This window comes from Clostridium sp. UBA7339, from assembly GCF_002470865.1.
GTDB classification, from domain to species: Bacteria; Bacillota; Clostridia; order Clostridiales; family Clostridiaceae; genus Clostridium_J; species Clostridium_J sulfidigenes.
This window is the reverse complement of the sequence record NZ_DKPI01000003.1, coordinates 446,929-461,829: the sequence shown is the minus strand read 5'-3', so window position 1 is coordinate 461,829 and position 14,901 is coordinate 446,929. Positions and strand designations below refer to the sequence as shown.

Below are 14,901 nucleotides of genomic sequence, written 5' to 3'. Positions count from 1 at the left end.
TATTAATTTTATAAATTTTCAAAGGCTTACTTGTTTGCCGCCCTTGTATGCTATAATAATATCAACATACTGTTATATGAACAAGTATGCACTTAAAAGTAAGTACTATCTAAAAGGATAGTGATATCAAAAAGGAGAGTTGTATGAATAATAAAGAAATAGAAATAAAAAATTGTAGTGAACTGTGCCCTATGGAATTTGCAATGACTCAGATATCAGGGAAATGGAAACTAGTTATTTTATGGCATATTTATGATAGTGAAGTTATGAGATATGGTGAATTAAAAAGAGCTGTAAGTGGAATTACAGATAAAATGTTAAGTAATCAGTTGAAAGAGTTAGTTAGTGATAACATAATACATAAGGAAGTTTATGAAGAGATTCCGCCAAAGGTAGAATATACTTTAACTGAATATGGAAAATCATTAATACCTATAATGGAAATGTTATTTAAGTGGGGAAAAGAACAATTAATAAGATTAAATAATTATAAATAGCTTTTAAGTAAAATTGATAATAATAATTTTAAAAGTTAATTATAAAGGAGAGAGTTATGAAGCATGTAGAGCATACCTTTGAAGCTGTATTTGATAAAAATTCAAAAATTCTTATTTTAGGAACATTGCCATCTGTTAAATCAAGAGAGGTGGATTTTTATTATGGTCATCCACAAAATAGATTTTGGAAAGTTATTGGAGCAATAACTCGATGCTCTGAATATAGAACTATTGAGGAAAAAAAGAAAATGTTATTAGAAAATAATATTGCAATATGGGATACAATAGCTTCTTGTGATATCATAGGTTCAAGTGATTCTAGTATTAAAAATGTAGTCCCATCAGATTTAACTAGTATTTTAGATAATAGCAATATTAAAAAGATATATGTTAATGGTGGCAAGGCATATCAACTTTATAATAAATATTCATTAAAAAAAACAGGAATAGAAGCTATTAAACTTCCATCAACTAGTCCTGCAAATGCAAGATATAGTCTTGATAAGTTAATAGAAGAATGGCAAGTGATTGTTTAATGAATACCACTGGTTATACTGGTGGTTCAAAAAGCTTTTAGCTATAAGTAGAAAAAAAGAACCCTCTTTGATAAATAGAAGTAGGTTTGCCAACCACATCTAAAATCAAGGAGGGATATCCAAGCGGATAATAAGGAATATGTAGAAGCAGTAGAATTTTAGAATTCTGCTGTTTTTTTATTGTAGGTACATGCTAAATAAAGGGAATATTTTGTTAATATGGTATAGATTTATTGAGCAGTGGAGAGTGAGGTGATACAATAAAGATGTTATTGATTAAATTTAAATAATAAGGATAAGGTAAAGTAATATCAAGACAAAAGGTACATTGTTATAAATAGAATAATAAAATTGAAAAAGATGAAGGAGTAATATTATAAATATCAATTATAATAAAGGAGGAGCTTAAATGAAAATTGTTAAATTAATAAAATATATAGCTATAGTTATTATTTGTTCTATACTTGATATGACACTTCATGGAATAACTTCGGAGATTAGTCCTTTTCCTAAAATTGCAAACTTCAGTTTTCTTGTTAAAACTATTGGAGCTGTTGGAGCAGCTACGGTATGGATTCTGGTTGCTTTTTCCAGTGTAGCCTATGTGTTTTATAGATATGAAGATAAAATTCTAGGAATAAAGATTGGAAAAGGACTGCGATATGGTAGTGCAATAGGTTTATTGTGGTTATGGGGTATGATGGAAGGTGTTTCTTTATCGGGTAATACTTTAACACATGAAATTGTAATGGGAATTTGTGATGCTGCACCGATAGTATTGATGGGATTATTATTAGGTAAATTTACAAGTGACTCCAGTCATATTAAACAAAAGAAGAGGCCTTTTAATAGCGGTAACATATTTTTATCTATTTTCATTTTTTCTATAATCTTTTTATTTGGACGTTACTTTTTCTATTTTACAAAAATTATAGATTCAGGTTATGAGAAAAGACCTTATTTTACTTTTATTTGGACTTTATTAATGGGTACATGTATAGGTATCGTATATCTATTATTAGGTAATACTACTAAATCACAATCAAAGCCTTTAGGTGCAATAAAATTTGGGATTACAATATTCGGGATTAATTGGTTTGCCTTTATTATTTTTATCCCAATTATATTTTCGGGGGCGTTTATTGATACACTTCTAAGACTTGGTATTGATATATTGCTAGTTAGTTTAAGCTGTTATTTATCTGAAACCTTAATAAAAACTAACTGTTATAAAAGGAAAGTTCATAGTAATTTACACAATTTGGAATTGTATGATGGTGCTGACGAAAGGGAATAGCAAGAGCACTATTAATTAGAAAAAGAAAGAGGTCTAAACTTACTCCATTAATGGTATAGGTTTAGACCTTTCAAGTTTAGGAAGAACCTAATCTAACAAAGGTATTAGGTAGGGCAAAAAAGTAAATTCTAAAGCTTTTCAAAGGTAACAGGACGTTTTAAATTACCAAGGTAGATAGGATGTGTACAATTTTTATAATCACTAATTAGTCTTGTAGTCGCTATTTGACTGTTATCATAGGTTTTAAAGTAATATTCACAGGTGTTTGTGTTTATAAATGCAGTATATTTAGTGTAATCAAAAGTACCTTTATCTGTAAGAACAATTCCCTTTGGAATTGAAACACTCTCCACAATGTGGAAACAAGTCATTATTGCATCGACTCTATCTTTAGGTACTTGACTATGGGTTTTTAGAAAGGCTGTTCTAACAAATCGTTCTGGAGAGGTGTATCCACCAGGTAATAACATTGTTCCACCAGCCTGACCAAAGGGTGTTAACTCAACATTCTCCCAACAGGTTTTCTTTTCTTGGATTGTAGATAATTCCATATAATTTCTTAGATTAGTCATATGCCACATAAAATCTGGACTATTAGTCATAACTCCTATAGGATTATCAAATATCTCAAGCCCATTTCTTGTTTGCTCAATAACTACACATTTGCCACTTTTATCAGTTGCAATCCAATGAAGAGGAGCAGCCGTTTTAGTAACAGGATCGGGAAGACCTATGACACATATATTTTTCAGTATCATACCTAGTTCATCTACTGAAGCACAGCGCCCTAAAATATAATGTAGAAAATCCAATGATGCAATAGGCTCTTTATTCTTATCCTCTACTGGTATATCATAATCGGCATAACCCGCAAAGTATAGAGCTGCGGCAGCAAAGCCTCTTTCATTTACCCCATCAAAAAAGCCTAGCACATTATCAGCTTCTTGCCCGATACCTATAAAGTTATAGCAATCATTATGCTTTTTCATGGTAATAGGATTATACCATGGGTTATTTCTAGGTATTATAAAAAATCCAGGTTCTATATCGTAAGAAAAATCCATAGTCCTACAAAACAAATTTTCCATCTGTAAAGATTTTAAAGTAAACGCTGTACACATATCTACACCTTCTTTTTTATATATCTATACTATAGTATTTACAACTTTATAATTTTTATAATATTATAATATATGTTTAGAATATGTTAAAGTTACGATACTTAGTTTATTTAGATCACTGGAATGTTGCAACTCAGTAGAATTAACTTAATTAGCTAAATATGATGAATCTTATCACTGTTATTTTAATGCTATATAAATATCAATATCTGCATTTTCAAAGTCACTATTTAGGTATTCCTCAAAGTCACCTGTAAAGCTTCTGTCTAAGTCCATTTTCCAAATTTTGTCCCAAGCTTTTGCTACTGCTGTTTCCATGTGTCCATGGACAGAGAATTTTGCATATTTCCCCGCAGGAATGATTTTTGTTGTAAACTCACTGTTTTCTGATTTTGATACTTCGTTGCCTGCGGTAACAAGATAACTGTTTTCTGTATAATCGGAATAAAGTCCAATTGCATATTCATTTACCTTATTCTTGATGTTTGCATTGATGCCACTTTGATATAAATCAACCCAAAGCTTGCCGATTTTCTCACCCATTTTAGGGTCTTCGTTGCTCGTTGTCACACTTACACCAACAATAATTTTTTCTTCAAGATTTACAATTTCATAGTTCATTTTAACTACCTCCATATATTTGATATATTTATAATAAATCAAATAATATGTCAACAGTATGTCATATTATAAATAATTGTTCATCATTTTTTGTATTTCTTCTTTTATGGAGTTTCTTATGTCCAATGGTTCTAATACCTCGCAATGGCTACCAAAAGAAGCTATATAAGGAAATAGCCATTCACCCATAGGATAAATTGTTTCAGTTATAAAACTGTCGTCAACTTCTTTAGTATAATTATCAAACTCGTCATATACTCGAAAAGCCATTTGGGGAGACAGTTTTAATTTCAAAGTGATATATTGCTCATTAAACATGTTGTCCTTCTTAAATATAGGTTCCATAACTTTTCGATGAAAATGTTTATCTGTAACCACAATATCCTTTATACGACTTAGTTTGAAAAATCGAAAATCCTGCCTTAAAGTACAATAGGCATATAAATAACGTGCCATACCTTTAAAACAAAGCTTTAAAGGTTCTACATCTCGTGTAGTTCTTTCGCCTTTTCCGCTTGAATAAGTAAAACTCATTATTTTCTTAGATAGGATTGCTGATTTAATATCATTAAAGAATTTAGATTCGTTCTCTGAATTGTACCAGGATGAAAAATCCACTTCAATCCAATCGGAGTTATTCTCTCCAAATAGGCTGCCTAATTTTTGTAATGCAGAATCTGTTTCATTAAAATTGATTGCACCAACTGCTTGTAGTGAGGATAAAATATCAGACTTTTCTTCTTCGGTTAATACAGCTTTGTTCAGCACAAATTCATCTAAAATAGATATTCCGCCACCTTTGCCTTTGGTCATATAAACAGGAATACCTGCTGATGATAATGTTTCAATATCACGATAAATGGTTCTACTAGAAACTTCAAACTTCTCTGCAAGTTCTCTTGCCGTAACAGTTTTTTTATCAAGAAGTATATATATTATTTCAAACATTCGGTTGATTTGCATATTTTCACCTCTATCATATTATAGCACATGAACATGACATCACTATGTCATATTTATATACTGTCAAATAAGGAATGGCAGCCACATTATGGCTACCACTTATAAGTTTGAGAAATCCCCTTTACAGATGAGATGTATTCCGTTGGTGACATTCCAGTTAACTTTTTAAATTGTTTGGAAAAATGCTGCAAAGAATTATAAGAAAGAAAATATGCGATTTCAGTGATATTCATATTCCCATCACGAATAATTTCCTTTGCGCGCTCAATCTTCATATATATGAAATAATCAATTACTCCACAGTTTTTATTTTTGTGGAAGAGTGAATGTAAGGTAGAACGGCTGATAGAAAATTCATTGCAAATATCTGAAATTTTAATTTGCTCACAAATGTGTAGCTGCAAATAATGCAAAATTTGTTCAAATACATAGGATTTATTAGAGCTATCCCAAGACTGTTTTGTAACAGAAGGTAGGTTTTTAACTTTTTCATCATCACAATGATGCCTCTTTATATGAATTAGAAATTGTTCCAGATATAACAAAATCAATTGTTGTGAGCCAAAAGGTGCACTAGTAGAGAGTTTTACTTGTTCAATGGAAGGGATATGGAGTGGAGTTGAAAATGCAGCGCGCGCTTCTGAAATAATTTTTGCAATTAAAGTTTTTTCTATAGAAGACAGAGTGGTAACTTTACCAGTAAAAAAATCCATTGATGGGGAATTGCACAAAAATGAAATTGCCACTAAATTAGGCGATTTCCTTCCTATTGCCTTCACAGCGTGAAATTCATTTGGTCTATGAAAAATCATATCTCCAGCATAGAGCTGATAATGCTCAGAGGCTGCTTGTACCATAACTGTTCCTTTGTCTACATATAGGAATTCCCAAAAATCATGAGACTCACCATGGAAAACAAAATCTTTCAAGTATTCAAAATAGTGAATGGTGATGATTTCAGTGATTTCAAATTCTTTTTTTAATCTAGTACTGATATAAGCCATACAACCAACTCCTTGCTTATGAATTATTATCAATTTATTTTAGCAAATATAACAAAAGAATACAATTTAACAAATAGATATTTTGGATGATATAACAATTATACTGGATGATTGTATAAGCTAAATTTTAAAAAAAACTATACAATATATGTAACAGTATGGAAGTTATAGAAAAGGTCTTCTCTATGCACATAGAAATACCTTTTAAAATATGAATGGAGAAAATAGAAATAAATAGGAGGAAATAAAATGAGTAAAAAATTAAAGGTAGCATTAGCTGGACTTGGTAGTAGAGGAAAAGACACCTATGCATTAACTGCTAAATTATTCCCAGAGAAAATTGAAATTGTAGCAATTGCAGACATTGATCCTGCAAAGGTAGAAGATGTGGCAAGGGAGTATAACATTCCGAAAAGGGCATGCTTTTACAGTGCAGAAGAACTAATTGCTCAGGATAAGCTAGCAGATGTTATGTTTATTACTACTCAGGACAAGGAACATGTAAGACAAGCAATCCCGGCCCTTAGAAAAGGCTATCATCTGTTATTGGAAAAGCCAATTTCACCAGACCTTGATGAGTGTAGGGAAATTGTAAAAGTAGCAAATGAATGTGACAGAAAAGTGGTTGTATGTCATGTGTTGCGTTATACACCATTCTATACAAAATTAAAAGAAGTAATTGACAGCGGTATAATTGGAGAAGTAGTTTCTGTTATGGCAATTGAAAATGTGGGATATTGGCATCAAGCACACAGTTTTGTACGTGGAAACTGGAGAAACTCAAATACTACTAGCCCTATGATATTACAGAAATGTTGTCATGATATGGACTTGTTATTATGGCTCACAGGTAAAACTTGTAATTCTGTATCTTCCTTTGGAAGCACCTATTTATTCAAAAAAGAAAATGCACCGGAAGGAGCAACGAAGCGTTGTATGGATGGATGCAAAGCAAAAGCAAATTGTCCCTTTGATGCAGAAAAGATTTATATAACAAATGAAAAAACTGGTGTGGCAAAGGGGAATACAAAGTGGCCTGTTGATGTATTGACCCTTCATCCTACTGTAGAAAGTATTACAGAAGCAATTCAAAGTGGACCTTATGGAAGATGTGTATATTACTGTGATAATAACGTAGTAGATCATCAGGTTGTAAACCTAAATATGACAGATGGTGCCACCATTTCATTGACAATGAGTGCATTCACTGCTACAGGTTCACGTTATCAGAAGATTATGGGGACAAAAGGAGAAATTGTTGCAGATTTGTCTGAAAAAACTATTAAAGTAACACCTTTTGGAAAAGAAACTGAAGTAATGGATATATCTAAGCTATCAACGGATTTTTCTGGTCATGCAGGGGGAGACAATCGTATGGTGGAGGAATTCATTGATATGATTGCAGAGGATGGAGAACCGACTAATGCCATTACATCAGTAGATAAATCCGTAGAAAGTCATTATTGCGCAATGGCAGCGGAACAATCTAGGCTGGCAGATGGCGTTGTGGTTGATTTGGATACTCTAAGAAAATAAAATGGCATGTAGTAATTAAGTAATGAATTTAACATAGATTAATATAAAGAAAGTATTGAAATATAGGTGGTAATATGAATGAAACAACATTAGTAGTAATGGCAGCTGGTATGGGAAGTCGTTTTGGGAGTTTTAAACAGCTAGAGCCTGTGGGTCCAAATGGGGAAATAATACTTGATTTTTCAATATATGATGCAGTAAAAGCAGGCTTTTCAAAGGTAGTTTTTATTATAAAAAAAGAAATGGAAAAGGATTTTAGACATGTTATCGGCAAGAGAATTGAAAAGATAATAGATGTAGATTATGCTTTTCAAACACTAGACAAAATTCCTAAGGGGTGTTCTATCCCTAATAATAGATATAAGCCATGGGGAACAGGGCATGCTGTGATTTGTGCTAAAAGTGAAGTTACCACTCCCTTTATGGTAATAAACGCAGATGATTACTATGGTAGCCATTCCTACAAAATAGTTGGGGATTATTTATCTCAAAATAAAGGTATGTGCATGGCTGGGTTTAGACTAAAAAATACACTAACTGAAAATGGCATGGTAAGCAGAGGATTATGCGAAATAGAAAAAGGGTATTTAAAAAGTGTGGTGGAGCATACATCTATTGATAAAAATAGTGGAATACCTCTTGATACTATAGTATCTATGAACATGTGGGGGTTTGACATTGATATATTTAATGTCCTTGAACAGGACTTCACTCTGTTTTTAAATGATTTAAAAAATCCATTAAAGGATGAATTTTATCTTCCGTCAGTAGTTGATAATATGATTAAAACACAAAGTGCAAAGGTGAAAGTACTTGAGACATTAGATAAGTGGTATGGAGTTACATACAAAGAAGACTTGTCTATAGTTAAAAATGCTATAAACCGAATGATTAGAGAGGGATTATACCATGGAATATAAATTGCATCAGGTTTTAAAACAGTTTAATATTAACACTGAAATGAGCTCTTATGGTAACGGATATATAAATGACACATATATTGCAAAACCATATATATTGCAAAGAATCAATAGTAATGTGTTTAAAAATCCTGAGGGTTTAATGGAGAATATTGCAGCTATAACAGAGCATCTGAGAAAGAAAATCCTTCTTAGTGGAGGAAATCCTGACAGGGAAACACTAACAATAATAAAAACTAAGAATGGTGAAAAGTACTATAAAACCAATGAAAATGATTATTTCAGGGTATATAAATTTATAGGTAATGCAGTGACCTACGATCAGGTTGAAGATCCTATGCAATTTTATTATGGCGCCAAGGCCTTTGGTAAGTTTCAAAATATGTTGTCTGATTTTCCAGCAGGTAAATTATATGACACAATACCTAATTTTCATAATACAGCCACAAGGTTTGAGGATCTGTTAAAAGCAATTGAAGATAATAAATGTGGCAGATTAGAAGAAGTGGGAAAAGAAATTGAATTTGTAAAAAAACGCAGAAGAGATGTGAGCATTATATTAGATGCAATGAAAGATGGAAGCATTCCTCTAAGGGTAACACATAATGACACTAAGCTGAATAATGTTATGATAGATATAGATACAGGTGAAGGGGTATGTGTAATTGATTTAGATACAGTAATGCCAGGGTCACTTCTCTATGACTACGGCGATGCACTGAGATATGGAGCTTCTAGCGGAAGGGAAGATGAAACAGATTTATCAAAAATATGGTTTGATATGAATCTGTTTAAGTATTTTACAAAGGGATATTTTCATGAAGTATTACCTATACTTGTGCCAAAAGAGATTGAACTTATGGCGTTTTCTGTGAAACTTATGACCTTTGAATGTGGTATAAGATTTTTAACGGATTATTTAAATGGAGATACCTATTTTAAAATTCACAAGGAGAAACACAATCTGCATAGAGCAAGAACACAGTTTAAGCTGGTTAGTGATATTGAAGGGAAAATGGATATTATGAATAAGATAATAGGGGAACTTATAGAGGGTAATTAGAATGATAGCCACTTTAGGATAGGTTGCTTATTAATAGGCGCTGAGAATCTATGTAATGAATAATACAGAATTGTTTTTTACATATTTAATGATAATTTACTATGTTAGAATATGTAATATAAATTTATTGAGAAAAGGATAGCCCTTAGTGGCCATATCATTATTATACTAGGAGGTACAGAAATGAAGAGATGTGAATTTAGAAAAATTACTATTGATGATATACCTGCAATGTCTGATTTGTTAATATGTAGGCAAAACCTTGAGAGTAAGTCATTTCCGTCCTTGAAGAACAGTTGTCTTAATGCAAAATATATAACGAGTTTACTTGAGAATTTGTTTGTTAATAGAAAAGCAATTGGAATAGGAGCCTTTGCTAATGATGAACTAGTAGGTTATTTATTTGGTGAGATGAAAATTGACGATAGAGGCAGACATATATGGGTGCCCTATGAGGGAATAGCAATTAGAATGGATCAATCCTCTGAGCTTATAAGGGAGCTCTATACAAAGGTTTCTGTTTTATGGCTTGAACATGGCTACTTTAGCCACCATACATTTGTACCTCTAGGAAATCAGGTGTACTATGAAGCCTTCCAAAGATTAAGTTTTTTTATTGATCATGTATATGGAATAATGAATATGGAGGATTACAAGGCTTTTGAAAACTTATCTGATGCAGAGATTAGATTTGCTAACAAAAATGATAGTGAAATAATGGGTAATATGTCTAGTATAATCTTATCATGCCTCAATTCAGCACCTACCTTTTTACCTGTAAAACCTGAACTTGTAATGAATATAAATGCTGGGTATAAAAGTTTAGTAGAGGATAATGATTCGATGATTCTTATTGCAGAAAAGGATATGAAGGAATTAGGATTTCAAGTATATGAGCCTATTACTCCAGATTTGATGGCACCTGATAATGGGGTAGAACTACATATTGCGGGCACTCACCATTCCCAAAGAGGAAGAGGTGTTGGTAAAAAGTTAATGAATGAAAGCTATAGGATTATGAAGGAAAAGGGATATAGTAGCATAATAACAGATTGGAAAATAACAAACCTTGGTGGTTCAAATTTTTGGCCTAAGTGTGGGTTTAAGCCAATAGCTTACAGAATGGTTAGAAATATTGACAATAATATAGCATGGGCAAACTTTAATAACCCAAGTATTATTTTGTAGTAGCTTAGAGCATTAGAAAAGTTAAAGCAGTATCTTTAATTAAGGCAATATCTTCTATAAAATTAGTAAATTTAAAACACATAGGAGCAGTAGAATTTCAGAATTCTACTGTTTTTTGTAGTTATTATTGAATGTGTAAACAATATTATTATAAATATGTAAAACATTTAATATTATTGTTCAGTTTGGAAATAAAGTATATAATTTAAAGTATGAATTTAGAGGTTAATATTTTAAGAGAGGAAGAGATTTAGTAATTATGAATACAAATATGTCATATATTAAAAAAAGGTATAATAGTGCCTTAGAGAAGTTTATTGAAAAGGTTAGAAGGGACAGTAACATTATTGCTGTCTTTTCCTATGGAAGTATTACAAATGATAATTTATGGGAAAAGTCTGATATAGATATATGGTTAATATCAAAGGAAAACAGCAAGAAGGTATATAATCAGTATTCACTTGTAGAGGATGATATAGACTTCCAAGTGGAACTATATAGCAGAAATTATTTTATTGAATTGATAGATAGTCCCCAAAATCAAAATTTTTTTAGAACAGTTTTAAATGAAAGTAATTTATTATTTTCAACTGATGAAACAATAGAACAGCTTTTTAATGGAGATAAATTCTTAGGTGATAGAGACAAAGAGGAGAATTTATTAAAGTCAGCAATCTATGGAATTATATGTATAAAAAAAGCAGAAAAGCTATTAATGGTTGAAGAAGGGCTTGTTGATGGATTCAGTTTAATTCAAAAACTAGTATGCCATATAGCATGTATAGAAATAGCATTAAATAATGAGTTTAGGGGCAGAGAAGTAATAAGTCAAGGATTAAATCTCAATCCTGATTTTTTTAATTGCACCTATATGACTTTGATTAAAAATGAAGTAACTATTTTAAGTTTAGTTAAAATATTAGAATTGTGTAAAGAGTATATAGAAGAGAGAAAAGATGTTCTTTTTCATCCTATTGTCAGATGGATGAAAGAAGAAGGTGAAATAAGAGGCGTATCAATGATTAATGAATACTTGAAAAAGAAATATAATATTAGTAATGATGGCAATGAACTTACAGATACTTATAATTGGCTTGCAGAAAGAGATGTACTAATTAAGGTTAGTGAATCAATAAAACTTATGGAAAAAAGCAAGGTTACCTTTGAAGAAGCGGCATATTATTATAATTTTGACAGTGATATATAACTTAGAAGCTATTTAGAAAGTAAAGGAGAATACAATTGATTAGAAAAAGTATAAGTATAAAAGGAGCAAGAGAGAACAACCTAAAAAATATTGATTTAGAGATACCTAGAGATGCTTTCACTGTAATTACTGGGGTAAGCGGTTCAGGAAAATCGTCTATTGCTTATAACGTATTATATGCAGAAGGACAAAGAAGATTTTTACAGTCTCTATCATCATCTTCTAGATCTAATATAATGAATATGGAAAAACCTGATGTAGATATGGTCACAGGGTTATCCCCAGTAATATCAATTCCACAGAAGAGAGGTATTAAGAATCCCCGTTCATCAGTTGCAACTATGGCTGACTTGTCAAACCATATTAGACTATTATATACAGTTTTAGGAACTCCACATTGTCCTATATGCCATAAGGAAATTCAGTGTTTGTCAACCAGTCAAATAGCTGAGCATATATTGAGTCTCCCAGAAGGTACTAGAATTGAAGTACAAGCTCCTGTTAATAAAATATTTGATAAAAGCTATGATTATTTATTAACTGAACTTAGAAGTAGAGGCTATAGAAGATTTGTGATCAACAATGAAGTATTTGATATTAAAAATAATATAGATTTAGATGAGACTAAAGCTTATAAAATTGAAGTAATAGTAGATGAGGTTTCAGTATATAAAAAGAATTACGAACAAATAGTTAGCGCAATAGAAAGAGGATTGGAAGTAGGGCAGAATTTTATAAGACTCCAGATCCTAAGCAAGGAGATTTCAGAAGATGAAGTAAGAAAGTTTACTAAGGGGTTTATTAACTGTGAACATAATATTATTACAGGGAAATTCCTCCCTAAATATTTTTCACCAAATGATGTCAGTGGAGCATGTCCTACATGTCAGGGACTTGGAACCTATAAAATGACAGAACCCTATCTTTTGATTAAGGATGAAAAGAAGAGCATGAGAATGGACCCACTTTATGTATCTCAATTCAGTTTAAGTGATAAAAATGGTGCAGCAAGATTACATAGCCTTGCAGCACATTATAATTTTAGTATTGATACTCCTTTTAATGAGCTCCCAGAGAAAATAAAAGATATTTTTTTCTATGGAACTAAAGGTGAACGTTATGAACTGCTGAAGACAACAGGAGAGAGAGAAATAGAAGGAAGACGAAGGTACGTAAGTTATGAAGGGCTAGTGAACTATATAACACGTCTTTATAAAGATAATTTAGATAAAGGAACAAAGAACAGGGATAACGAAAAACTCTTTGCCAGTCACATTTGTCCAGACTGTAAGGGGAAAAAGCTAAAAAAAGAAAGATTATTAGTAAAGATAAACGGAATAGACATAAATGAGTTTGGGAACATGCAGATACAAAAACTAAAGAAATTTATATCGGCCTTAGAAGTGGTGGAGTCTAAAAGGGAAGTTGCACAGCAGATTATTAATGAAATGATAGTAAAGCTAGAGCTTCTGGAAGAAATAGGACTTGAATATTTGAGCTTGGGGAGAAGTTCGGATACTCTCTCTGGAGGAGAAACTCAAAGAATACGTTTATCTTCACAAATCGGATCAAATCTAATGGGGATGATGTATATATTAGATGAACCAAGTATAGGACTTCATGAGAAGGATACATTTAAAATAATTAATACATTAAAAAAGCTAAGAGACATGGGTAATACTGTAGTTGTAGTTGAACACGATATGGAGACTATTGGGAACGCAGATTATATAGTAGAATTAGGACCAGGTGCAGGAGCAAATGGCGGCGAGATAATTGCAAGTGGAAATATTAAAGAGATTATTAATACAGAAAGATCTATAACAGGACAATATTTGGCTGGAAAGAAGAAAATTGTTATTCCTAAAGGAAGACGCTTAGGCATAGGAAAACATATAAGAATACATGGTGCAAGAGAAAATAATCTTAAGAATCTTAACCTAATCATACCCTTAGGAACCTTTATTTGTATTACAGGTGTATCAGGGTCTGGAAAAAGCAGTTTGGTAAATGAGATATTATACAAGAGCATATACTCAAAGCTGCATGATTCTAGAGTTAAGCCAGGACTCAATGATGGAGTTGAGGGCATTGAGAATATTAGTGATGTTAGATATATTGATCAATCACCAATTGGAAGAAGTTCACGTTCAAATCCAGCAACCTATATTAATATTTATGATAAAATAAGAGATATATTTGCAGGAACAGAAGAAGCAAAAGCTAGAGGGTATGACATTTCAAGTTTCAGTTTCAATAATAAGGGCGGTAGATGTGAGACTTGTATGGGAGAAGGAAATATTGTAACTGAGTTGCAATTTATGCAAGATATCATAACCATATGCCCAGTATGCAAAGGTAAAAGGTATAGAAGCGAGATATTAGAGATCAAATATAAAGAAAAAAACATAGCTGATATTCTTGAACTAACAATTGAAGAAGGAGTGGAATTTTTCAAGGATGTAAACCTAATACATTCTAAATTAAATGTATTAAACAAGCTAGGATTAGGATACCTAAAATTAGGACAATCCTCATCTACACTGTCTGGGGGAGAAGCTCAAAGGTTAAAGCTAGGAAGAGAACTGGGAAAAATTAAAAAAGAGAAGGACAATCTATATATCTTAGATGAACCAACCACAGGATTGCATATTAAAGATATTGAGAAATTGTTACTATCTCTTAATGAACTTGTTGATTTAGGAAATACTGTGCTGGTAATTGAACATAATTTGGATTTGATAAAAACCGCAGACTATATAATAGATATGGGCCCTGACGCGGGAGAAAATGGTGGTCATATTGTAGCAGAGGGAAGGCCTGAAGATATTATAATGTGTGATAAATCCTATACAGGAAAATATCTGAAAAAATATATCGAATGAAATATTATACCCTGGGTTTATGTATAATTACGTTCCAATCTTATAATTACTAAAGGAGATGAA

Annotated in this window: 13 protein-coding genes; 9 read left to right on the top strand and 4 right to left on the bottom strand. The window is 31.8% G+C overall.

Annotation, left to right across the window (positions count from 1 at the left end):
* Positions 1–143: 143 nt before the first annotated feature.
* The 3 genes from B2S02_RS02600 to B2S02_RS02590 all read left to right on the top strand — a co-directional run bounded on the left by B2S02_RS02600 (position 144) and on the right by B2S02_RS02590 (position 2,330).
* Positions 144–497, top strand: a complete 354-nt coding sequence (locus B2S02_RS02600) for a helix-turn-helix domain-containing protein (RefSeq protein WP_346920243.1) — start codon at positions 144–146, stop codon at positions 495–497.
* A 56-nt stretch (positions 498–553) separates the two neighbouring features.
* Entirely contained in the window at positions 554–1,033 is a 480-nt protein-coding gene (locus B2S02_RS02595; RefSeq protein WP_346920242.1) for a DNA-deoxyinosine glycosylase, read from the top strand.
* 409 nt (positions 1,034–1,442) lie between these two features.
* The gene (locus B2S02_RS02590) at positions 1,443–2,330 is read left to right on the top strand and encodes a hypothetical protein (RefSeq protein WP_346920241.1); all 888 of its coding nucleotides are present in this window, start codon (positions 1,443–1,445) and stop codon (positions 2,328–2,330) included.
* Positions 2,331–2,458: 128 nt separating this feature from the next.
* Here B2S02_RS02590 and B2S02_RS02585 read toward each other — a convergent pair whose 3' ends face one another.
* The 4 genes from B2S02_RS02585 to B2S02_RS02570 form a co-directional block, all read right to left on the bottom strand.
* Complete coding sequence (locus B2S02_RS02585) at positions 2,459–3,451, bottom strand: choloylglycine hydrolase family protein (protein WP_346920240.1); 993 nt, start codon at positions 3,449–3,451, stop codon at positions 2,459–2,461.
* A 180-nt stretch (positions 3,452–3,631) separates the two neighbouring features.
* Positions 3,632–4,072: a GyrI-like domain-containing protein gene (locus B2S02_RS02580; RefSeq protein WP_346879940.1), complete on the bottom strand. Its 441-nt coding sequence runs from the start codon at positions 4,070–4,072 to the stop codon at positions 3,632–3,634.
* Positions 4,073–4,138: 66 nt separating this feature from the next.
* Positions 4,139–5,035, bottom strand: a complete 897-nt coding sequence (locus tag B2S02_RS02575) for a YafY family protein (RefSeq protein ID WP_346879939.1) — start codon at positions 5,033–5,035, stop codon at positions 4,139–4,141.
* 92 nt (positions 5,036–5,127) lie between these two features.
* Complete coding sequence (locus B2S02_RS02570) at positions 5,128–6,039, bottom strand: AraC family transcriptional regulator (RefSeq protein ID WP_346879938.1); 912 nt, start codon at positions 6,037–6,039, stop codon at positions 5,128–5,130.
* 249 nt (positions 6,040–6,288) lie between these two features.
* Here B2S02_RS02570 and B2S02_RS02565 point away from each other — a divergent pair, with 249 nt between their 5' ends.
* The 6 genes from B2S02_RS02565 to uvrA all read left to right on the top strand — a co-directional run bounded on the left by B2S02_RS02565 (position 6,289) and on the right by uvrA (position 14,838).
* Positions 6,289–7,575 carry a Gfo/Idh/MocA family oxidoreductase gene (locus B2S02_RS02565; RefSeq protein ID WP_346879937.1) on the top strand — a complete coding sequence of 429 codons (1,287 nt, stop codon included), beginning with the start codon at positions 6,289–6,291 and terminating at the stop codon, positions 7,573–7,575.
* A 74-nt stretch (positions 7,576–7,649) separates the two neighbouring features.
* A complete protein-coding gene (locus B2S02_RS02560) occupies positions 7,650–8,495 on the top strand; it encodes a sugar phosphate nucleotidyltransferase (RefSeq protein ID WP_346876847.1) in 846 nt (281 codons plus the stop codon).
* Positions 8,485–9,558, top strand: a complete 1,074-nt coding sequence (locus B2S02_RS02555; RefSeq protein WP_346876846.1) for an aminoglycoside phosphotransferase family protein — start codon at positions 8,485–8,487, stop codon at positions 9,556–9,558. Before B2S02_RS02560 ends, B2S02_RS02555 begins: the two co-directional genes overlap by 11 nt.
* A gap of 183 nt (positions 9,559–9,741) precedes the next feature.
* Positions 9,742–10,746: a GNAT family N-acetyltransferase gene (locus B2S02_RS02550; RefSeq protein ID WP_346920239.1), complete on the top strand. Its 1,005-nt coding sequence runs from the start codon at positions 9,742–9,744 to the stop codon at positions 10,744–10,746.
* A 271-nt stretch (positions 10,747–11,017) separates the two neighbouring features.
* Positions 11,018–11,953 carry a nucleotidyltransferase domain-containing protein gene (locus tag B2S02_RS02545; protein WP_346920238.1) on the top strand — a complete coding sequence of 312 codons (936 nt, stop codon included), beginning with the start codon at positions 11,018–11,020 and terminating at the stop codon, positions 11,951–11,953.
* Between the two features lie 35 nt (positions 11,954–11,988).
* A complete protein-coding gene (gene uvrA, locus B2S02_RS02540; RefSeq protein ID WP_346920237.1) occupies positions 11,989–14,838 on the top strand; it encodes an excinuclease ABC subunit UvrA in 2,850 nt (949 codons plus the stop codon).
* Positions 14,839–14,901: the final 63 nt, after the last annotated feature.

Excerpts from the sequence above, each read along its gene's own strand:
- B2S02_RS02600 (WP_346920243.1), top strand. The coding sequence starts at position 144 with ATGAATAATAAAGAAATAGAAATAAAAAATTGTAGTGAACTGTGCCCT.
- B2S02_RS02595 (WP_346920242.1), top strand. The coding sequence starts at position 554 with ATGAAGCATGTAGAGCATACCTTTGAAGCTGTATTTGATAAAAATTCA.
- B2S02_RS02590 (WP_346920241.1), top strand. The coding sequence starts at position 1,443 with ATGAAAATTGTTAAATTAATAAAATATATAGCTATAGTTATTATTTGT.
- B2S02_RS02585 (WP_346920240.1), bottom strand. The coding sequence starts at position 3,451 with ATGTGTACAGCGTTTACTTTAAAATCTTTACAGATGGAAAATTTGTTT.
- B2S02_RS02580 (WP_346879940.1), bottom strand. The coding sequence starts at position 4,072 with ATGAACTATGAAATTGTAAATCTTGAAGAAAAAATTATTGTTGGTGTA.
- B2S02_RS02575 (WP_346879939.1), bottom strand. The coding sequence starts at position 5,035 with ATGCAAATCAACCGAATGTTTGAAATAATATATATACTTCTTGATAAA.
- B2S02_RS02570 (WP_346879938.1), bottom strand. The coding sequence starts at position 6,039 with ATGGCTTATATCAGTACTAGATTAAAAAAAGAATTTGAAATCACTGAA.
- B2S02_RS02565 (WP_346879937.1), top strand. The coding sequence starts at position 6,289 with ATGAGTAAAAAATTAAAGGTAGCATTAGCTGGACTTGGTAGTAGAGGA.
- B2S02_RS02560 (WP_346876847.1), top strand. The coding sequence starts at position 7,650 with ATGAATGAAACAACATTAGTAGTAATGGCAGCTGGTATGGGAAGTCGT.
- B2S02_RS02555 (WP_346876846.1), top strand. The coding sequence starts at position 8,485 with ATGGAATATAAATTGCATCAGGTTTTAAAACAGTTTAATATTAACACT.
- B2S02_RS02550 (WP_346920239.1), top strand. The coding sequence starts at position 9,742 with ATGAAGAGATGTGAATTTAGAAAAATTACTATTGATGATATACCTGCA.
- B2S02_RS02545 (WP_346920238.1), top strand. The coding sequence starts at position 11,018 with ATGTCATATATTAAAAAAAGGTATAATAGTGCCTTAGAGAAGTTTATT.